General features: G+C 50.4%; 16 protein-coding genes. 10 read left to right on the top strand and 6 right to left on the bottom strand.

Features of this window, described 5'->3' with window-relative positions:
- The first annotated feature begins 11 nt into the window (after positions 1-11).
- The 7 genes from iolG (at position 12) to SPIRS_RS15045 (ending at position 6,822) form a co-directional block, all read left to right on the top strand.
- Positions 12-1,022 (top strand): inositol 2-dehydrogenase, encoded by a 1,011-nt coding sequence (gene iolG / locus SPIRS_RS15075; RefSeq protein ID WP_013255546.1) that lies wholly within the window; start codon positions 12-14, stop codon positions 1,020-1,022.
- Between the two features lie 149 nt (positions 1,023-1,171).
- The gene (trxA, locus tag SPIRS_RS15070) at positions 1,172-1,483 is read left to right on the top strand and encodes a thioredoxin (RefSeq protein WP_013255545.1); all 312 of its coding nucleotides are present in this window, start codon (positions 1,172-1,174) and stop codon (positions 1,481-1,483) included.
- 292 nt (positions 1,484-1,775) lie between these two features.
- On the top strand, positions 1,776-2,594 hold the full coding sequence (locus SPIRS_RS15065; RefSeq protein ID WP_013255544.1) for a hypothetical protein: 819 nt from the start codon (positions 1,776-1,778) through the stop codon (positions 2,592-2,594).
- Between the two features lies 1 nt (position 2,595).
- On the top strand, positions 2,596-3,426 hold the full coding sequence (locus tag SPIRS_RS15060; RefSeq protein WP_013255543.1) for a mechanosensitive ion channel family protein: 831 nt from the start codon (positions 2,596-2,598) through the stop codon (positions 3,424-3,426).
- 61 nt (positions 3,427-3,487) lie between these two features.
- Complete coding sequence (locus SPIRS_RS15055) at positions 3,488-3,814, top strand: (2Fe-2S)-binding protein (RefSeq protein WP_013255542.1); 327 nt, start codon at positions 3,488-3,490, stop codon at positions 3,812-3,814.
- Entirely contained in the window at positions 3,798-5,285 is a 1,488-nt protein-coding gene (locus tag SPIRS_RS15050) for an FAD-dependent oxidoreductase (protein WP_013255541.1), read from the top strand. The genes SPIRS_RS15055 and SPIRS_RS15050 overlap by 17 nt, the downstream gene beginning before the upstream one ends.
- Positions 5,275-6,822 carry an FAD-dependent oxidoreductase gene (locus SPIRS_RS15045; protein WP_013255540.1) on the top strand — a complete coding sequence of 516 codons (1,548 nt, stop codon included), beginning with the start codon at positions 5,275-5,277 and terminating at the stop codon, positions 6,820-6,822. Before SPIRS_RS15050 ends, SPIRS_RS15045 begins: the two co-directional genes overlap by 11 nt.
- On the opposite strand, the gene SPIRS_RS15040 is transcribed toward SPIRS_RS15045, so the two are convergent.
- Complete coding sequence (locus tag SPIRS_RS15040) at positions 6,764-7,492, bottom strand: GntR family transcriptional regulator (RefSeq protein ID WP_013255539.1); 729 nt, start codon at positions 7,490-7,492, stop codon at positions 6,764-6,766. The genes SPIRS_RS15045 and SPIRS_RS15040 overlap by 59 nt on opposite strands.
- 106 nt (positions 7,493-7,598) lie before the next feature.
- On the opposite strand from SPIRS_RS15040, the gene SPIRS_RS15035 reads away from it, so the two are divergent.
- The 3 genes from SPIRS_RS15035 (at position 7,599) to SPIRS_RS15025 (ending at position 11,542) form a co-directional block, all read left to right on the top strand.
- Positions 7,599-8,348, top strand: a complete 750-nt coding sequence (locus tag SPIRS_RS15035) for a GntR family transcriptional regulator (RefSeq protein ID WP_013255538.1) — start codon at positions 7,599-7,601, stop codon at positions 8,346-8,348.
- Between the two features lie 13 nt (positions 8,349-8,361).
- Positions 8,362-9,702: a UbiD family decarboxylase gene (locus tag SPIRS_RS15030; RefSeq protein ID WP_013255537.1), complete on the top strand. Its 1,341-nt coding sequence runs from the start codon at positions 8,362-8,364 to the stop codon at positions 9,700-9,702.
- A gap of 130 nt (positions 9,703-9,832) precedes the next feature.
- Positions 9,833-11,542, top strand: a complete 1,710-nt coding sequence (locus SPIRS_RS15025) for a response regulator (RefSeq protein WP_013255536.1) — start codon at positions 9,833-9,835, stop codon at positions 11,540-11,542.
- A gap of 3 nt (positions 11,543-11,545) precedes the next feature.
- On the opposite strand, the gene SPIRS_RS15020 is transcribed toward SPIRS_RS15025, so the two are convergent.
- The 5 genes from SPIRS_RS15020 to SPIRS_RS15000 form a co-directional block, all read right to left on the bottom strand.
- Positions 11,546-13,288, bottom strand: a complete 1,743-nt coding sequence (locus SPIRS_RS15020) for a histidine kinase dimerization/phosphoacceptor domain -containing protein (protein ID WP_013255535.1) — start codon at positions 13,286-13,288, stop codon at positions 11,546-11,548.
- Between the two features lie 11 nt (positions 13,289-13,299).
- Entirely contained in the window at positions 13,300-17,685 is a 4,386-nt protein-coding gene (locus SPIRS_RS15015; RefSeq protein ID WP_013255534.1) for a DEAD/DEAH box helicase, read from the bottom strand.
- Between the two features lie 80 nt (positions 17,686-17,765).
- On the bottom strand, positions 17,766-18,404 hold the full coding sequence (locus SPIRS_RS15010) for a hypothetical protein (RefSeq protein WP_013255533.1): 639 nt from the start codon (positions 18,402-18,404) through the stop codon (positions 17,766-17,768).
- The gene (locus tag SPIRS_RS15005) at positions 18,401-19,330 is read right to left on the bottom strand and encodes an ArsA family ATPase (RefSeq protein WP_013255532.1); all 930 of its coding nucleotides are present in this window, start codon (positions 19,328-19,330) and stop codon (positions 18,401-18,403) included. The genes SPIRS_RS15010 and SPIRS_RS15005 overlap by 4 nt, the downstream gene beginning before the upstream one ends.
- Positions 19,330-19,620, bottom strand: coding sequence for a hypothetical protein (locus SPIRS_RS15000; RefSeq protein WP_013255531.1), 291 nt, complete (start codon positions 19,618-19,620; stop codon positions 19,330-19,332). The genes SPIRS_RS15005 and SPIRS_RS15000 overlap by 1 nt, the downstream gene beginning before the upstream one ends.
- Positions 19,621-19,632: the final 12 nt, after the last annotated feature.

Here is a 19,632-nt window from a genome sequence, read left to right as displayed (position 1 = left end):
AGGAGTAGTATATGAAAGCAAAATTGAACTTAGGAATCATCGGTGCCGGCCGTATCGGCAAGGTCCATATCGAAAGTATTACCACCGGCTTTACCGATGTCCGGATCAAAGCGGTTGCAGATCCCTATCTGAACGATGAAACCCGTCAATGGGCCCTCGATCGAGGTGTTGAAGCGTGCTACAAGGATGTGGATAAGATCATCGGTGATGATGAAATCGATGCCGTTCTCATCTGTTCTTCCACAGATACCCATTCCCGCTATACCATGGAAGCGGCCAGGGCCGGAAAACACATTTTTTGTGAAAAGCCCCTGGACCATGACCTCGGAAGGATCGAAGAGGCCCTAAAGGTGGTCAAAGAGTGCGGCGTCAAGTTTCAGATAGGTTTCAACCGCCGTTTCGACCACAACTTCCGTTCCCTTCATCAGGCCGTCGTAGACGGTAAGGTCGGAGATGTCCATATGGTCAGAATCTCCAGCCGCGACCCCGAACCCCCCAGCCTTGACTACGTGAAGGTTTCCGGTGGACTTTTTCTTGATATGATGATTCATGATTTCGATATGGTACGCTTTCTCAGCGGAAGCGAAGTCGAAGAGGTCTTCGCCGCCGGCGCTGTCCTTGTCGACCCTGCTATCGGTAAGGCCGGAGATATCGATACCGCTATCGTCACCATGAAACTGGCAAACGGGGCACTGGCGGTTATCGACAACTCCCGTAAGGCCGTTTACGGTTACGACCAGCGTGCCGAGGTCTTCGGTAGCGGGGGTGCGGCATCCGTGGGTAACGACAGCCCCTCCACCCTTTCGGTAAGCGGCAGCAACGGAGTCGTCGGAGAGAAGCCCCACTTCTTTTTTCTCGAACGCTATATCGACGCCTATCGCAATGAGATCGGTGAATTCATTAAGGCGGTGGTGGAAGACAAACCCACTCCCTTAGGACCTGAAGATGCCTTGATGCCTATTCGTATCGCTCTCGCTGCAAAGCGCTCCCTTGAAACCGGTAAACCCGAGAAGGTACGGTAAGGAGCAATATCCTTTCGGCGTGTAATGTTCATGTTCCGCATCGGTACGGTGCGTACCGGTGCGGCCTTTCCTCCTATTCGTAACGCCAGCCCTTGTTCTCCTTGACCTGCAGGAAAAAGATTACGATATTTTCCTTCAGGAGAAACCTCATGAATGAAAGACCAAAATCGTTTTCAGAGCTCATCCGAAGCTCCGACATCCCCGTCTTAGTGGATTTTTATGCCGATTGGTGCGGTCCCTGTAAGATGGTCAGTCCCGTCGTCGCCCAAATCGCCGGAGAACTGAAGGGGCGTGTACTTACCGTCAAAATCAATATCGATAAAAAACCCGCGCTTGCCACTCAATGGCAGATATCTTCGGTCCCTACCATTATGCTCTTTTCTGGCGCTCAGCCCGTCATGCGTCTTTCCGGTGCCTATCCGTATGAAAGCCTCAAAGCGGAAATTCTCAAGCATCTTTAATTTTTTTATAGTGTTCGGAATCCTGGTGGTCAAAGCCTCTCAATTATTTTTCTTGCCGCTAATTACAAGAGTATAGATCCATAAAATCAAGTAATCCTGGAGGCCGAAGGATTTTTCCAGGAAAAACGGCATGAAACCACCAGGATTCCGGACAGTACGTAATTTTCTTTGGGGGGGAAAGCCTTCCCCCTGGGCGAAGCTTCCCTTCGGCAAAGTGCCGAAGGGTGATCTTCGCCACACCCCCTTCTTTTTCCGTTGACTATTGCGATGCTTCCTTGTAGAAGTAAAGAGTATGGAAAACACACTGTGGGCTCATCGGAAACTTATTGATGGTCGTCCCCTTTATTGGCACTGTTCCGAAAAGGTGCTTTGTTTTGTAAAAGAGGGGGACGAGTTGTTGTTGGGGATATCGCCTGTAGAAGATGAATCTGAGGTTTTGCCATGGGGTTTCACCCTGCTCTCGGCAGGTTTCGATGTGGAAGTGGCGATATGGCACCGTTTTATCGTCGGTAAGGAGCAGCAAATAGAGCTTAGCCCTTGCTTGCCGGACCGGCCTATCGTCGTCATCCCTGTTGTCGGAAGAGAATTGCCTCCGGGGCGAAAGGGGGAGTTCTTTTTTTCGGTTCCAATGTGGGCCGCTCTTTATACCGGAACAGGGGCTACAAGGGTGCTGCTTACCGAATTCCCCTGTAAGACACTCACCTCAACCTGGTTCGGCGACATGGCAACCGGCGAACTTTGCTATGGTTTGTCGGCCGATCTTCATACCATCGGGAGGGAAGAGGATGGGGAGCGTATCGACCCCTTTGAAGCCGAGGTTCGTTTGTATCTTCGCAATACATCACAGACAATGCTTGATTTCTCCCGGATCTGTATCCACGTTGAGCATCTATCTCTCTACCGCGAACATGATCGATTTTTTACGAATGAGGTGTTTGTCATCTTTTCCGGGCCGGATCAGGTTAGTCAGGTCCGTTTTGCAAAGCGGGGCCCAAAAAGTGATGCAGAACACGGTCTTGTAAAGGAAAAGGTGACGCCCCCGCGTATCGAACCCGAAACGAGTATCATTAAGCGTAGTTTCTCCTTTTTGAAATCTCTCACGGAGATATGATATGACCGGTATCGACTTTGATCAGTTTCTTGCATATTTTACCGCCGATAAGGTGATGCATGTGCTTCGGATCTTCCTTTTTGCCCTTGCCTTTTACCTGTTGGTCCGTATGAGCGCAGTCATCGTTCGCCGGACCCTGACGAAAAATGCTTCGGAGCAATCGAAGGTTCTTATACACAAGATGATTATCTACACCGGTGTGGCTGTCATCCTTATTGTTGTGCTAGACAGTTTTGGGGTAAACCTCTCGGCACTTCTCGGGGCGGCCGGCGTTCTTGGTGTTGCCCTTGGTATCGCCAGTCAGAAAAGCCTTGGAAATGTCATAAGCGGCCTCTTTTTAGTCTCCGATAGAACCTTCGAGGTAGGGGATGCCGTCAAAATAGGCTCCTTTGTCGGTGTGGTTCATTCCCTGGATCTTCTTTCGGTGAAGCTCAGAACCTTCGACAACACCTTCATCCGTATCCCGAACGATCAGATTATTTCCACTGAGATAACCAACATCACCAGGTTTCCAATACGGCGAATGGATTTCAACCTCAGGGTTGCCTATTCTGCCGATATAGAACTCGCTCGCGATCTTCTTCTTGATATAGCCGAAAAGAATCCCCTTTGCCTTCGTGAACCCGAGCCCTTTTTCCTCTGTAAGGAGTTTAGCTCTTCAGGCATTGAGTTTCTTTTTGCAATTTGGTTTGAAAAAAGCAGCTATGTCGCGGTCAAGAACAGTGTCTTTCTTTCTATCCGTCAAGCATTTGCAGAACACGATATTGAGATTCCCGTTATGCAGGTCAAGGTGTGGTATCCCGAAACAGAGGGGAGAGAGACTGTTCTTTAGTCTGTATTGATTTGTACGTACAAATATTGACTTGCCATGATACCGCTTATATACTGCACATATGGAACGATTCTTTTCCCACCCGATACTCGACGTGAAGGAAGACCGGAAACCGATAACCTTTTTTTTCGAAGGCATTCCCCTGAATGCCTTCGATGGCGAGCCGATTGCGGTTGCTCTTGCTGCGGCCGGGATCCTTGATGTACGCTATAGCCGCCGTTTTTCTCAGCCTCGGGGAATCTTCTGTGGCATTGGTCAGTGCCAGGAGTGTTCGATGCTTGTCGATGGTGTTCCCAATGTCAGGACCTGCGTTACACCGGTTCGGGAAGGTATGCATGTTTCAAGGCAAAAGGGGCTTGGTGAGGTTATGAATGACGGTAGATCATAAGCTTCCTGAGCAATGTGATATTCTGATTGTAGGAGGCGGCCCTGCCGGCCTTGCCGCTGCAATCGAAGCTGCCGGGCGGGGCCTTCATGTGGTACTGGTTGATGAGAATCCGGGTTTTGGTGGGCAGCTTATCAGACAAATTCATAAATTTTTTGGTTCCTCTTTCCATTATGCCGGGGTTCGGGGCTTTTGTATTGCCGATATGCTATCTCGTGAGGCCTCGGAAGCTGGCTGCCTGATGGTTCCCGAATGCAGGGTCTTGGGGCTTCTTCGTGACGGAAGGGTAGCCCTTAGCCTTCGGGGAGCGGCATCGGCCCTTCGTGCAAAGCGGATCCTTCTTGCCGTGGGAGGGAAAGAGCATGGTCTGCCTTTTCCCGGCTGGACGCTTCCGGGTGTGATGACTGCCGGGGCCGCTCAGACCCTCTGCAACCTGCACCACCTGCTTCCCGGCCGCCACGTACTTATGGTGGGAAGCGGCAATGTCGGTCTGATTGTCTCGTACCAGCTTATGCAGGCAGGCGCCTGTATAGCTGCTATCGTCGATACCGCCGATCGGATCGGCGGATATGCCGTTCATGCGGCAAAACTCCAGCGAGCCGGTGTTCCTTTCATTCTCGGTGCTCAGATTCAGGAAGCTATTGGCTTGAAATCTGTTCAGCGGGTGAACATAGGTATCAGGTCCACAGGGGAGCACCTTTCTATTGACGCCGATGCAGTACTTCTTGCGACAGGCTTGAGTCCTCGGACCGAATTAGCATCCATGTTCGGCTGTGAATTGACCTATGAGCCCCGCCTGGGGGGCCATTTCCCCCGTCATGATGATACTATGCGTAGCTCCGTTTCACACGTATTTGTCGCCGGTGACTCGGCGGGGGTGGAAGAGGCTGCTACGGCGATCGAGGAGGGAAGGCTTGCCGCTCTTTCCATGGCCTTTGATATTGGAGGGGCTCATTGCGGAGACGAAAAAGCGCGAGATGAGATAAGAAGCAGACTCAAGGCCTTTCGCAATAGAAAAGCCTCTTCTGGAAAGGAAAAACAAAACTGTTCGGCTGCTGCCACCTCCCTTGGGCTCCTACGTTACCCCGTATTCGAATGTGCGGAAAACATTGCCTGTAATCCATGCGCCGATGCCTGCCCTGCAGGGGCCATCACAGTGGAAACGATTACCTCTCTCCCTGTTGTGGATTATAGTCGCTGCACCGGATGCATGCGTTGCCTTTCCGTTTGCCCGGGCCAAGCCGTTTTCATGGTCGACAGACGTGGGAGCCTTACGCTTGCGTGGGAATATCTTCCTGTCCCTTCTGTAGGACAGAAGGTTATACTCTGCGGACCTAGCGGCGAAGCCCTTGGTACGGGAGAAATTACCGCCTGCCGCAGAGATGTCGGGGACAAGACCATGCTGGTCACCCTTTCCATGGATCCCTCACTTGTCGATCGTGTTCGCAGCTTCAGGAGGTGTGATGATGAATAAAGGCCTCGATACCATTATCTGTCGTTGTGAGGAAATCACCCTTACAGAGGTACTTGAGGCCATCGATGCAGGCTGCAGCACGATTTCTGCGGTGAAACGCTATACACGTGCCGGCATGGGCCCCTGTCAGGGAAGAGGTTGTGCTCGTGCAATAGCGCAGCTGATCGCACAACGGACAGGGAATAACCGAGCCGAACTGCGACCCGATAGAGCCCGGTTCCCCATTGTTCCGACCGAAATATCGGCTTTCTCTTCGATAAGGGAAGAGCCTTTGGAAAAAGCGGAAACGATGGTGTTCCCTCAGCGTAAAACCTGCACCTCCTCCCTCCCGATTGATACAAAGGAATCGTATGATGTAATCGTCATCGGCGGAGGCTACCATGGACTCTCCATTGCACGGCAGCTTGCAGAAGCAGGGGTTAAGACAATCCTGCTTGAACGAAGAGAGATCGGATCAGGTTCTTCAGGTGCGAATTTCGGCTTTGTGCAGCTGCAGGACTCCAATACCGGCATAAGTTTTGAGCTCAACAGACGTGGTTTTGAACGCATGGGCCAAATGGAAAACGAATTGTCCGCAGATCTGGAGTACCGGAAGGTCGGGTCCCTGATTTTTGCCCAAACCGATGAGCAGATGGCGGCGCTTGAGGCCTTGTATCGGGAAAAGCATGCGCTCGGTCTCGATGTGCGCTGTATTTCTCCCAGGGATATCACTTCACTTGAACCCTATATGAATGTAAAGAGCATCAAGGGGGCAAGCTGGCATCTCCAGGCGCAGATTAATCCCTTCCGCTATCTTTTCGCCATGGTAAAAAAGGGAAAAGAGGCGGGACTTACCATCCGTGAGAATACGATTGTGAGAGAGATCCTTGTCTCCGATGCCTCTTGTAAAGGGATTGTGCTGGCAAATGGCGAATGCATCCGAAGCAACGTTGTTGTCGTTGCCGCAGGTGCCCATACGGGAACGCTTTGTTCAACCTGTGGCTTAGAGGTTCCGATAGAGTATGTGATTGGTGAAGCCTTTGTTTCCGAACCCGTTCAGCCGCACATTATGAACTTCATCTCCTCTGCTTCGTTTTTTGCCACCGCTCACGATTCTACAGGGGCTGCGGCAAGCTTCACGGCCGGGCAAACGGCATCGGGAAATGTATTGATTGGAGAAACAAGTGAGCCGGGACCGAGTAATCCCGAAGATGCCCTTCTTCTTACCAGTGCGGCCCATTGTGTTCGTATTCCGCGTATGCTTGAGGAGCTGTATCCGGCTTTGAAGCGACTTACTGTTCTTCGCAGCTGGGCAACCTGTAGCCCCTCGGCCCCCGGCTTTGAGCCCTTTCTTGGAGCGACGGAGATCGAGGGGCTTTTTCTCGCCGCCGGTTTTAAGAGCTCCGTTGTCATTTCCTCCGCTGTCGGTCAGATTCTTACCGATCTCATCGTCCGGGGAAGGACATGGTGTGATATTTCCTGTTTCAATCGGGGACGGGTCAAATGGTCAGGAGCATCGAAAGATCGATTCGATCGGGATGAAAATAGATCGTATTGAAGCATATACGATGATCGGAAAGGTCGTAGAAGATTTCCTCCCAGACCACCATTGAGCGGTTTTGCTCTATCCCGAATCGATCGGCTACTGCTTCATCGACGGTACTGGAAAGCCATGTTGTGGTGTATGTGATGTGAACGCGGCAATGCCGTTCCAAAAATGCCGAAAGTTTTTGCTCGTTTCCCTCAAGGCTCGGTGGCGTTCGTAGATATGCATGTGGCAATTCGACATCACAGATGATGACAGGACCTCTGCTGTCAAGATAGATCCAATCGAATGCCGTTACTTCCATGTCATCTACCTCGGGCATTCTCCTGAGCATTCGCTGTGAGGCCCTCTGGTTGCGCAAATTGCGCTTGAGCAGTTGCGGCTTCTCCCCCGAATCGGCGATAAGCTTGAGAAAGTCGCTGTTGATGTCGATCCTCATCGGCAGTTTCGTTACCGCAGGGTGGCCGAAGTTTCCTTTTCCCTGCCAGCGGGTAATGTATCCCTCACGAATTAGCGAGGCCATAGCCTCCCTGACGGTTGCCCGGCTGGTTCCCAATTTTTCGGACAACGCTTCTTCCGTTTCAAGTCGATTATTGCCGGCTTGCATGTTTTGAATCGCTTTTAGAAGATACTCGCGAATTTTCAGGTAGAGGGGGGGGCTTTTGGTCTGTCTCTTATTCATAGCAGACTCCTTTTCCATGAACACAGTGTGATGGGAAAGGAAGAAACCGTCAATGGGAAAAAATGTTATGGTTGACAGCTCATCAGACCTATAGTATCATGATTTCATGAGAAAAACTCAATCAATAAGAGTAGAGGCATCCCCTCTTTATGTAAAAACGAAGGAAGCCTTGATCGAGCTCATCCTCAGTCGTAATTTTTCGGGGAATCGGCTTCCGTCTGAGACGACCCTTTGTGAGATGTTAGGGGTTGGGAGAACGACCCTGAGGGAAGCGCTGATGGCGTTGAATCGTGAAGGCGTCATCACCAAAAAACATGGCTTGGGTAACCTTATCCACAGGACTACCCTTAATGCAAAGATGCGGATCGATACGATTCATGGCTTTCGAAAGCTCCTTGAAGATGGGGGCTATCGGGTTTCCTGTAAAAGGACCTCTCCCCGATGGGTCACTTCAATTGAGGTTGAAGGAATTGATTGCAGTAACTGTTTTGAGGAACGCTTTCTTCTTGTAGAAAATCGTTACTTCGCAGACGGACATCCTGCAATTTATGGCCATAACTATCTGTGCGGAAGCTTTGTTCGGGAGAGTGAAGCACAGGAGATTCTTTCTTATCAGGGCAGTTTCTATGATTTACTGGGGCAATTCCTTACCGAAGAAGTTGCTAATTCCATCAATACCTTTCGTCCTGCTATCGCAACGGCTCCTTTGGCGGAGATTCTTGACGTTGGGGTAGGGGATCCCCTGATTCAGTGGCAGGAAAGTTTTATAGGAATTTTCGACCATATTGTATGCAGAAGTCTCATATCGTTTAATCCTGCTTACGTCGATCTTACCTTACTACGAAAATGGACATAAAGGAGTTCCTTAAGTGGGAAACATCAAGGATTTGAGAGATTTTTTATCGGCTCTGAAAGATGCCGGACAACTTGCGGAGATTGAGCGGGAGGTTGATCCCGTTCATGAAATCGGGAGTGTAATTGCCACACTTGAAAAGGAACGTGGACCTGCCGCCCTCTTTCGCAGGGTCAAGGGCCATACCGTTCCTGTTGCCGGGGGATTGCTTTCCGATTATGCCAAAATTGCTGTTGCACTTGAATGTGGACAATCGGATGTAACCGACAGGATGGAAGCCGTTCTCGATCATCCCATTGCACCCCGGGAGGTAAAAAACGCCGTTTGTCAGGAAGTGGTGCTGACGGGAGATGAGGTCGATCTTGGAAAGATCCCTATTCCTGTGCATGCTCCCGGTGACGGCGGCGCCTTCATCACTGCGGGAGTCACCGTGGGCCGTGATATAGAGACGGGTATGCAGAACCTGAGTTTTCAGCGGATGCACATCAAAGGGCCGCGAAAGATGGGGATCATGATTAATGAGTGGCGTCATCTTCGTGATTTCTTGAAGAAGGCGGAAAAGAAAGGGCAGGCTCTTCCCATCGCGGTTGCCATTGGTGTTGATCCTGTAGTAATGATGGCGGCCGGGTTTCGTTACGATGGCGATGAGGCGGAAATCGCCGGTGGTTTACGGGGAACGGCCCTGGAGCGGGTTACGTGCATCACCAGTGATATCATGGTTCCCGCCTGGAGTGAGTACATCATCGAAGGTGAAATCCTGCCGGGCGTGAGGGAAGAAGAGGGTCCCCTGGCGGAATTTACCGGGCATTATGGACTCTTGTGGAAAAGTCCCGTCGTCGAGGTCAAGGCTGTTACCCATAGGCGTGATCCCATTTGGCAAACCCTCAACGGTGGAAGCTTTGAGCACATCAATCTCGGTAATGTTTTGCCCCGTGAACCTCTTCTCCGCAGACATACCAGGTATGTTTCGAAAAACGTCAAAGCGGTACATATCCCGCCGTATGGTTCCGGTTTTCTTGCACTTGTACAACTCGAGAAAAGTAACGAAGGGGAGCCGAAAAATGTTGCTTTGGCTGCAATGACTGCATATGTAAACATTAAAAATGTGATTGTCGTTGATAGCGATGTCGATATATATAATCCGGCCGAAGTACTCTGGGCTGTCAATAACAGAGTTAATCCTCGGGAGGATGTCTTTGTAATACCGAACAGTCAGGGACACGAGCTTGATCCCTGCAGCGACGAGACCGGCGTCCAGAATAAGATGGGAATCGATGCAACGCTACCCGCTAACCGAAAGACCCTGAAAAGGGCGGTGTATCCTTCGGTTGACCTATTTCGCTATATGAGCGAGTAGCTACTGTTTGGAATCCTGGTGATACATACAGAGAATCTCCTCGCCGTCTTTTCATATGCTTGTCCGAATAGTGACAAAACTTTCCCGTAGCGTGTGCAATTCATAGTTTCCTTTTTTATACTACAAAGTGATGGCGACTCACGATGACTGTCAGGAGCTCTTACTTGCCAGAGAACGGGAGCTCGATCTCCTGCGGAAGATCATCTCTAGTATTTTCTCATCTCCAGACTATTTTGTCGCTCTGGAACGAGTGCTTGGCGAGGTAGTCAGAGCAACCGGATGGAAATTCGGAGAGGCATGGATCCTTTCCGAAGATGAATCGGCACTTGTCAATAGCAGGATCTACTACACCGAGGAGCCGTCGCTCAGCGGTTTTTTTGAAGAAAGTCTCGTATATTCGTTTCCTTACGGAGTCGGTCTTCCGGGAAAAGCGCTTGAACGAAGAGAGGCCGTTTGGTTTCAGGATGTAAGCACCAATAAGGAGTTCCTCCGTGCAGCCATTGCTGCTCGCTACGGATTAAAGGCCGGGTTCTCGATACCGGTATTTAGTGGTGAGCGCGTATGGGGCGTGCTTGTTTTTTTTGCCTATGAGGCTAGACGGCAGGAACCGGGGATGATTCGGCTTGTTTCCGCCGTTGCAGCTCCTTTGGGAGAGGTTATCCAGCGGAAAGAACTTGAATATCGGCTGCGACAGGAACAGGAACGCTCACGTCAGCTCGAGACTGCAAAGAATTTTTTCTTTCAGAACATCAGTCATGAACTACGAACTCCGATGAACGGAATCCTTGGGCTTACACAGCTTCTTACCGATGAGATAGAAAATCCGGAGCAGCGGGAACTTCTTGGTTTGATAACCGATTCGGGCAATCGATTGCTTCATATCTTTGAGAAAATGTTGCATCTACTTCAGCTGAACCGTCCGGTGAGCGATGAAATCAACACCGAGGGGAATATTCTTGTGGTTGACCCTCTTATTGATGAAGTGGTACAGCGATATCGGATGAGCGCGATTAAAAAGAAACTCTCTTTTGAATTCATTATGGGGGCTTCTCAGGCCCAAATCACGGGAAATGCGGACTTTTTTCGACAGGCGGTTGATTATCTTCTCGAGAATGCATTCAAATTTACGTGCAGCGGTGGCATTAAGGTTGTAACCGGCCTCGTTGGGAGGGGGCAAAAACGGCGTGTCTATATCAACGTTGTTGATACGGGAATCGGGATAGCACCTGCAAAGCAGCGGCTTATCTTCGAAGATTTCCGACAGGCAGATGAGGGGATCGACAGGCCCTTCGAAGGAATCGGCCTTGGCCTTTCTTTGGTAAAACGGATTGTCGACATGATGGATGGGGATATTGAGCTTCAAAGTGAAGAGGGGGCAGGCTCCTCCTTTACCATCTTTTTTCCACTTGTTGCTGGTCTGCACGAGTATCATGGCATGCTCGCACCTCGGCAGGGGGGCTATCGGAGTGATGCCGAAGGGGAAAAGCGGATACTCCTTGTAGAAGATAATTTCATCAACCTTTTGGTTATCGAGAAGCATCTGGAACATGATTTTGCGGTTACGCGTGCTTCTTCTGGCGAGAAAGCCCTTGAGGCGGCACAGAAAAAGCGGTTTGATCTGGTTTTGATGGATATCAATCTGGGGCGTGGCATCGACGGTATCGAAACGACCAGGCAACTGAGGTTAATGGAGCCGTATCAGTCGACTCCCATCATTGCCGTCACCGGTTATGCAATGGATAAGGATCGTGAGTCGCTGCTTGGCATCGGTTTTAACGAATATATTGCAAAGCCTTTCTCAATGGAGATGCTGGATACGGTCATTACCAAGGTTCTTTAATGCCTATTCTTCAAGGGGAAAGAGGATTGTCACTACCGCTCCATTACTGTTCGATATATCGATCTCTCCACCTATCTGTGCGACAAGGGTAAGTATCAGTTGCATCCCCAATGAAGTACTTTTGTGAGGGTCGAATGTATCGGAAAAACCCAATCCCCTATCGGAAATGATAAGCATGGCTTTTTCTGCTTCGACGAAGAAGGTGATGTTTATGTTGACATGGCCATTGATATCTTTTCCATATTTTACGCTATTTATGATTAGTTCGTTTGTTATCAAGGAAATTGTTATAGCCCTTTCGAGAGAAAGGGGGCAGGACACTGCATCTACTTTGATTGTTACGTTATCGTATGAATAACCGCCGAGGATCGAAAGCCGTTCGAGAAATGAACGCATGTCGATTGCCTTAAGAGAATGAGACTGGTACATCATCTCATGTATACTGGACATTGCCCTGATACGGTGCTCTATTTGCCGGGAAAAGGTTTCGATATCTCTGCTGTTCTCTTTTTCAAGATGAATGATGCTAAGAATGAGTTGGAGGTTGTTTTTGACTCGGTGATGTACCTCCCTCAGCAGCATTTCCCGTTCTTCGATCGCCTCGGAAAGCTTCTTTTCGTTTCGATCTCGTTCGTCGTTTCGCTCTTCTAGGGCTTCGGCCATGCCATCAATCGCTTTGGATACCATACCGATTTCCGAGTCCTCTTCAAGGTGCGTCCTTGCAGACAGCTTTCCGTTTCTTATATCGGTAACTGTTTTTGCCATGCGCAGCAATTTTGAGCCTATGGTAACATAGCCGATAAAAGCAGCCATGATCATGCTGAAGATTGCGACGACTGCCATAAGGAGCAGGTTGCGTATCAGTATCCTTGTGGCAGGATGACGGGCGCTTTGTTCCGGTATGCCGATGACAATATTCAGGTAGGGTTCCTTTCCCTCTTCGGTCTTGATACGCCGAAATGCATAATACCTGCTCATGCCATCGGATCCCGTCATTACCATTGTGCCTGATTCACTGCCAGAGCCGATAATCTTCCATATATCGGCTTTAATTGGTTTCCCAATGGGATTGGTTGATTTTTCGGGATAGAAAAATATGCGAATCCCGTATCGGTCGGTAATACCAAGAAAAGATTCTTCCGGCAGGTCGAAACTCTTGAAAAATTCACGATAGGTACTGAGACGATAGATTGCGGAGAGTACTCCTATGATATTTCCTTCATTGTCCTTGATCGGTACGGCAAAAGGAAAGGCCGCTTCATTGTTTATTTGGGCGATGATAAATTCTCCGGCGGTAAAACTTTCTCCACCAATAGCCCGTTGTATGTGGTCCCTTTCGCTAAGATCGGTCCCAGGCTCGAGCTTTGCGGACACGGTCACAATACCCGTTGTGTCTGTCACGGTGATGTTGACATATTCCGGATTTTCTTCGAGGACCTGCCTGAGAATACGTTCCTGCCTGCCCTTTTCTCCTTCCGTAAATGCCGGAAGGAGTGCAAGGGTCGATAGTGTGTGATGGACGGTTTCCATTATGGTATTCTGAACCATTGCCAGGGTTTCTACTTGCCGCACCGCTTTTGCCCGCACCTCTTGTTCAAGGACAGATCCATATTCGATTCCGGTAAAGATAATGATGGCAAGAGAGGGGATCAATGCAATCGCGACGATGAGTAAAAGCAACTTCCTAAAGGATGAAGCAAATATTCGTTTCACCATATATTTTTTATTATAGTTCGGTTCGTTCATGAAAAAAATGCCTATCCTCTAGCTTTCGCGGCTCGCGGATCATATCGTAAGCCTTTGATTGTCGGCATAAAGCCAAAGGTCTCCATATCGTTGGCGAAGGGACTTTGGTCGGCCGGGAATGCATTGATGGTTTCGACCACAAGAGAGTGTGTCGGACGAATATCTCTCTGTGCGAGGTCTTTAAAGATCCCCAGGTAGCGCTGAATCTCTGGTGCTCCCGGAGGGGCCTTCAATGTCATCGATCGTCCGCTATGTTCGAGGGTGAGGACAAGGCGAGACCCGTGAAATACAAGAAAGTTGGAACGCTTCCTCGATGGACGTTCATAGGGCAACTCCTCTATGGACAGACCACAGGGGGAGGCTGGATCGACGGCATTCATCCAGAAGACTTCATCAAGTTCCCTTCCCTGCCAGGAACGTAATTCCTGGATCGTTTGACTCAGAACAAATTGTATACCGCCGAGGCCTCGAAAAAAGTATCCGCCGATCATCTCTCCCGAGAGTTCCATCCTCCTGAGGCTTGGGAGCAACTCTTTCCACTGAAACGACTCTGTTTCCCGATCGAGCAGGGGCTTGGCAAGCACTCCGTAACGGTCGCTAAGCGTGAAAATTTTCTCCCGTACCCTTTCTTCCCGATCGAGGGGATCTTCTTTTCTCTTTTTTCCACCAAGAAGATACCAATTACCGGCAAGCGGTCTGGAATTTCTCCATTGGTGGTAGGCTCCGTGAGAGCGGTAACGAGGCCTGTTCTCGGAGAGCGGAGCGGCCTTGAAATGTGTATTAATACCGTTTCGCAATGCTGCAAAGGAGTCGTTGGCAATCTGTGTTTCCCATACCAGTTCCCAGAGCCGTTGCGTAAGTTCTGCCGAATCGAGTCCACTGGCTTCTTTTAGGTCGAAAAAGGTATAGCGTCCTCTACCTCCATCGACTGGAAATGGGAGAGGCGTTTTTCTTTCTGCCGCCTCAGAATTTGAAAACAGCTCCGTCTGTTCGGGGTAGGCAAGGAATATCTGTTTTTTCCCTGCGCCGAACCATGATAATTCATGACTTTGGGAGATGGCATCGATCCATTCATGGTAGTATGGAGACATTCTTGCCGGCAGGATCCAGTCTTCAAGTGCTTCGGCAGGAAGCCTGTATCCAAGAAGCGAATCGATTCTGCTCGCAAGCTCATCAGTCCCCGTACCCCGGTCAAGCATTCCCTGATGTGAGGCCATAAAGGGCACTATCAGGGATGATGCCATCGGTTTCACAAAGCGACGTTGCTTGTACCGTCGCATTCTCAAGAGACGCTCAAGGTTTTCCTTGTCGCAAAGCTGCTGCCCGGGGACATCGAGGCATATTCGTGCCTTTACAAGATCGCCCCTCGATAATAATTTGGCGATTGCTTCATTCCGCTGGTCGGCCGGGACAGGGGCAATCATGTCGATTTCCTCTGCGGTCAGCGGACCGTAAAACCGGAATAGTTCCGAAAGTGCCGCAGTCATGGTCTCGGGATGTATCAGACGTTTATATTGATGCTCATGGCAGCGGTGGGTAACCAATCCTCTTTCCGAATAGAGCAGTCGCAGCTTTCCGTCGATCGAGTTGAGAATTTCATCCCTGTCCATCCCACTCTCCGCGGCAACGGCATCGATGAGCCGCTGGTATTGATCTTCCGGAATGATGACTCGCTCGTCAATCCAGCGCAACAGTTCCTGCGGATCGGCAGGAGCATAGCCTTCTGCGGTTCTCTGGAGTTTCTCATTGAGTTCTCGAACCAAAGAGGGATCGATGGGCGCGAGTCGATCGGGGCCGTTGAGCAGATGGTCAATGAACTCATCCTCCAATCCGCTTTTACCCGAGGCTTCCGGTGTGTCGTCGGCATACATAAAGAGATTAATCTGCCGCCAAACCAGTCCATCGCAAAATGGAGAAGGAATTGCCGTTCGCACCTCACATATTTCGGTTACACCGTCGGCAAGCTCTTCCAGTACCATGGCAAGGTTGGCAAGGTCAAAGTAATCCTGCAGACAACTCCGCCATGTTTCGATCATGATAGGGAAATCTGCAAGCTCGAAGACCGCCTGAAGCAATTTACGCGACCGCAGTCGCGTAAACCAGAGCGGCATTCGTTTTCCGAAGCTTTGACGAGGCAGCAACAAAGCTCTTCCCGCATTCTCTCTGAAAAAGGCCCCGAACAATGCACTATTTTCAAGCCGTTCTCTGATTGTTTCTTCCAAGGGAAGGGTTGCAAGCATGGGGAGATACGGGGCCATTCTTGCATCATCAGGCACGATGATAAGGATTGCATCGTTTGAAGCGATGGTTCTCGGTGTGTAACCGAAACGATTCTTCCAGAACCCCTCGATCAGAAGTGCAAGGGGCCTGTTGACCGCCGCCCCCCAGAAGGTGTGAAGCACAATCCGCTGCAAGCCTTCCGGCCCAAAGGATTCGGCGATATGTTCGACAATGATGCGATGTTCTCCCGGCAAGGGAGCTCCTGTCTGTTCTCTTTGACGGGTAAGAAAGCGCAGAAGGCGGGTGGCAGAAGTCTCATCAAGCCCCCATTCCTCCTTGGTAGTCCCTTTTGTCTGAACGTGATCAAAGAGTCGGAGGATTGCCCGCGAAAAGGTGAAGTCACGACTGCGATCTTCAGCCCTCCAGAATGGAATGATATTCGGAGGAGCATTGGTCGGCATAACAACGACGTTGTTGTGATCGATGCTTCTAATCTCCCAGGTCTGAGTACCCAGTTCAAATCGATCTCCCACCGATCGCTCCCAGACAAACTCCTCGTCAAGGGTACCGATATTGTTCATGCCGTCGGCAAGCTTCATATTGTATTGCCCCCGATCGGGGATGGTTCCGCCTGAGAGATAGAGAAGATAGCGGAGTCCTTTTGCGGGGGAGAGTAGTCCTTTTGATTCGTCCAGAAAGAGTCGGGGCCGCAGCTCCCGAATTCTGGTTCCCTCATATTTTCCAGTCAGCATTTCGACGACAAGATCAAAAAGGCGCCGAGGCAGGTTTGCAAAAGGTTCGGCTGTTCTGATGCTGTTGAAAAGTGATTCAACGGTTCTGTCTTTTATCGCCGTCAGCGAAAGGATGATTTGCGCGAGAATATCAAGGGGATTGCGCATTGGCCGCAGGCTTTCGATTTCATGGTTTTGCATGGTCTCGATCATGGCTGCGCTTGACGCAATATCGATACCGTGACTGGGAAAGAGGATTGCCCGGCTGACCGCATCGACCTGATGACCGGCACGACCTGCTTTTTGGATCGCCGACGAGATGGTAAAGGGTGTTTGAATAAGCACGACGAGGTCGAGTTCTCCGACATCGATGCCGAGCTCGAGGGAGTTTGTGGCAATGATCGCTTTCAACTCACCCCGCTTGAGGCGTGATTCCACCGTCAGCCTGATCTCCTTTGAGAGGCTGCCGTGATGGGCGTAGGCGATGCGCTTTCCCGCAATCTCGTTCATCAGGCGTGCAATTTTCTCGACAAGACGACGGCTGTTTGCAAAGACGAGGGTGGAACGATATCTTTCGGTTAGGCGGAAGATTTCGGCGGCCATTCCCCGCCATATCGAATCCTGCTGTGCCCCCTGGGAAAGCATCCCGCTTCCCGTGTCGGGCAGCAGTTCGGGACTGCGGACGGAGAGGTCGTATCGTTTTGTAAGGGGGGCAGTGCAGATTCGTACCGGCCGCTGTCGGTGTTCTATGTTGCTTTCCCGACCGATCATCCGGTACCCACCGATGAAGGCGGCTACCGCTTCAGCCGGGCGGACCGTTGCCGTCAGGGCTATTCGCTGGAATTCTCCCCACTCAAGGGCTGCCTGCTCCACCATCGACATAAGCAGTACTCCTCGCTTGGTTCCGTAAAGCGAATGGATTTCATCAAGAATGACACAAGAGAGGGAGCCGAAAAGGGTCCTGCCTCCCTCCGAGAGCATCATGATGGTAAAAGATTCGGGAGTGGTTATCAGGATTTCCGGCTGGTGGCGGAGCATGCTCCGTCGTTCGCTTTGGGGGGTATCCCCGCTGCGGGTCATGACGCGAATATCGGGAAAGCGCTCCCCTTGCTCACGGAACCTGAGGCGTAAGGCCTCGATTGGAACTATGAGGTTTTTTTGAACATCGCTGCCGAGGGCTTTGAGGGGAGAGATGTAAAGTACGGAGAGTCTATCCTCCGGAAGCCGCCCTGTTACCAAGCCGTCGATGGCCCAGAGAAATGCGGTTAAGGTTTTTCCGCTCCCTGTGGGGGCCGTGATGAGACAATGATCCCCGGCCGCGATAGCCGGCCAGCTTTGCCTCTGAATCGGGGTTGGCGAGGGATAGGTATCCCGGAACCATCGGGCTATGAGCGGGTGAAACAGAGACAATCCCTCTATCCCCTTGGGGGTACCAAGCTGAGACATAGAAGCAGTATAGTGATTATTCTTCTCAGACAAAAGACGGAAGACACGATACCCTGATCTTGGCCGTCAAATAGTGATCTTTATTGTCGTTCCTTCATCATGCTGGGAAGCACGTTATATATGCCCGCAAGAAGACCTGCCAAGCTCTGTTCTTTGGGTACGGCATGAATGAAGAAGTTGTTATTGTCACGATAGCAACAGAAGTGGAGAAGATCCTCAATCCCCTCGCTACTCTCAAGAAGAGCTTTCATCATCGGTTCCAATTTGGGATTATCCCAGAGCAGGATGAATTGCCTGCCCTCGATTTCGAACTCCTCGCGTTTTAATGTTTCAATTCCCGCGATATCGACCCGCATCTTCGGAAAGTAGCGTTTGGCAATGATATGTGCCTCACCCTTTAGTTGCCGGGTGGTAAAGATGTGGAGATAGAAACGATCGTATCTCGTAATAAGGAAGGAAAAGGGGAGGTACAACAGCGAATGACGGGGAAGGAGCGTGAAGGTCCCCTTTGCCTGGCTAAAGGGCTCTTCAAGCTGGTAGGTGAAGTTGTGACCGAGTACGCCGCCGATATTTACATATGTCGTATCCTTCGGTTTTAACAGCCTTTCACACACCTCTCCGATCATAACGCTCAACTGTTTATTTCGCTTTCTGCCGTGCAGGTATCCCATGCTCGTTGCAAAGGCCAGGGCTATGAGAAGGTAGATGTAGGAGTTCATTGCGGAATTTCCTTCCTTTGTATATGGGCTATGAGGTCGTCGATATAGATTTGGCCAAGCTGCTGCCTGGAGGTGATTCCTCCGGCGATTGAGATGAATTTAAAAATGGGAAATTCGGCGAAGGTTCGCTCTATCGCCTCATGAGGATCATCCAGTGAAAGTACTTTATTGAGACAAAGACTGTTGAGGGTGATATGAAGCCTTCCCAACTCGGTTCGTATCCGTTCCGATTCGGCAATACTCAATTTGTCGTCGTTGATGACAACCGACACATAGCTCTCCTCGGTAAAAAGACGATAAAGCTTTTCAAGTCGCGAGGAAATGGCTCCCAGCTGCAGTGAGACCTTATCGTCTTCTTTTTTACGTGCCCCCTTCAGGCTTGCCGCATCGGGGTTGAGCCTGGTAAGGGTCTGCCGTTTTTTGAGTATTTTTTCCCGCATGGCACTCAACTCTCCAACCCATAATCGTGTGATGGATGGCATAGCGAGAAAGCGCAGGGTGAGGGCAGTGGGCGGCGTATCGAAGACGATATAATCGTACGTATCATGCCATTTATCGTAGAGGCTTTCTATGGCCCAAAGTATGGCGTACTCTTCGGTTCCGGGAGAGTATTTCAGGATATTGATATAGGAATCAAGATTGATGGTAAGGTTATAGTTGTAATTTGAGATGATCTCGTCTCGACTGCTTTTCAGGTAGTACTGAACCCAATGCTGGAGGTCGATCTCTATGGCGTCGAGCCCCTCAATAACCGAGCTCCTCTTGTCGGAAAGTTCCATCTCATAGATATCACCGAGATTATGAGCCGGATCCAGACTGATAATGAGGATGCGGTAGCCGTTCAGGGCGAGCCGGTAGGCGGCGGTCGAAGAGATTGTAGATTTTCCAACCCCTCCCTTTCCCAGAAAAAAAAGCATCCGCTTCATCAGTCGATCTCCAACATGCCGAGGAGGTTCCCAAGGGGATCTTGTGCAAGATCGGCTCTGGAGATCATCAACTTGATCTCCTCTTCCATGTAGGGCATCAATTCGAAGGCCATGGCTGTGGGGGGAGTGGGCAGGCCCACAAAGCTGCCGAAAAGCAGCATGACGAAGATGTTTTCCAGCTCCTTTAATTCAAACTCGAGCATGCTGGTTGCCTTGTCCCGCTGGACTTGACCCGCGACACCCCATATCTGCCGAAGGAGACGAACAAAGCGGCCGAGTAATGTCTTCATGGGAAAACCTCT

It is taken from the genome of Sediminispirochaeta smaragdinae DSM 11293 (assembly GCF_000143985.1).
Classification (GTDB): Bacteria; Spirochaetota; Spirochaetia; order DSM-16054; family Sediminispirochaetaceae; genus Sediminispirochaeta; species Sediminispirochaeta smaragdinae.
Note: the sequence above shows the minus strand (reverse complement) of the source record. Positions and strands in the feature narration are given on the sequence as shown.

What these genes read in the sequence shown, in the direction of transcription:
- iolG (WP_013255546.1), top strand. Translation starts at nt 12, where the DNA reads ATGAAAGCAAAATTGAACTTAGGAATCATCGGTGCCGGCCGTATCGGC.
- trxA (WP_013255545.1), top strand. Translation starts at nt 1,172, where the DNA reads ATGAATGAAAGACCAAAATCGTTTTCAGAGCTCATCCGAAGCTCCGAC.
- SPIRS_RS15065 (WP_013255544.1), top strand. Translation starts at nt 1,776, where the DNA reads ATGGAAAACACACTGTGGGCTCATCGGAAACTTATTGATGGTCGTCCC.
- SPIRS_RS15060 (WP_013255543.1), top strand. Translation starts at nt 2,596, where the DNA reads ATGACCGGTATCGACTTTGATCAGTTTCTTGCATATTTTACCGCCGAT.
- SPIRS_RS15055 (WP_013255542.1), top strand. Translation starts at nt 3,488, where the DNA reads ATGGAACGATTCTTTTCCCACCCGATACTCGACGTGAAGGAAGACCGG.
- SPIRS_RS15050 (WP_013255541.1), top strand. Translation starts at nt 3,798, where the DNA reads ATGACGGTAGATCATAAGCTTCCTGAGCAATGTGATATTCTGATTGTA.
- SPIRS_RS15045 (WP_013255540.1), top strand. Translation starts at nt 5,275, where the DNA reads ATGATGAATAAAGGCCTCGATACCATTATCTGTCGTTGTGAGGAAATC.
- SPIRS_RS15040 (WP_013255539.1), bottom strand. Translation starts at nt 7,492, where the DNA reads ATGAATAAGAGACAGACCAAAAGCCCCCCCCTCTACCTGAAAATTCGC.
- SPIRS_RS15035 (WP_013255538.1), top strand. Translation starts at nt 7,599, where the DNA reads ATGAGAAAAACTCAATCAATAAGAGTAGAGGCATCCCCTCTTTATGTA.
- SPIRS_RS15025 (WP_013255536.1), top strand. Translation starts at nt 9,833, where the DNA reads ATGGCGACTCACGATGACTGTCAGGAGCTCTTACTTGCCAGAGAACGG.
- SPIRS_RS15020 (WP_013255535.1), bottom strand. Translation starts at nt 13,288, where the DNA reads ATGAACGAACCGAACTATAATAAAAAATATATGGTGAAACGAATATTT.
- SPIRS_RS15015 (WP_013255534.1), bottom strand. Translation starts at nt 17,685, where the DNA reads ATGTCTCAGCTTGGTACCCCCAAGGGGATAGAGGGATTGTCTCTGTTT.
- SPIRS_RS15010 (WP_013255533.1), bottom strand. Translation starts at nt 18,404, where the DNA reads ATGAACTCCTACATCTACCTTCTCATAGCCCTGGCCTTTGCAACGAGC.
- SPIRS_RS15005 (WP_013255532.1), bottom strand. Translation starts at nt 19,330, where the DNA reads ATGAAGCGGATGCTTTTTTTTCTGGGAAAGGGAGGGGTTGGAAAATCT.
- SPIRS_RS15000 (WP_013255531.1), bottom strand. Translation starts at nt 19,620, where the DNA reads ATGAAGACATTACTCGGCCGCTTTGTTCGTCTCCTTCGGCAGATATGG.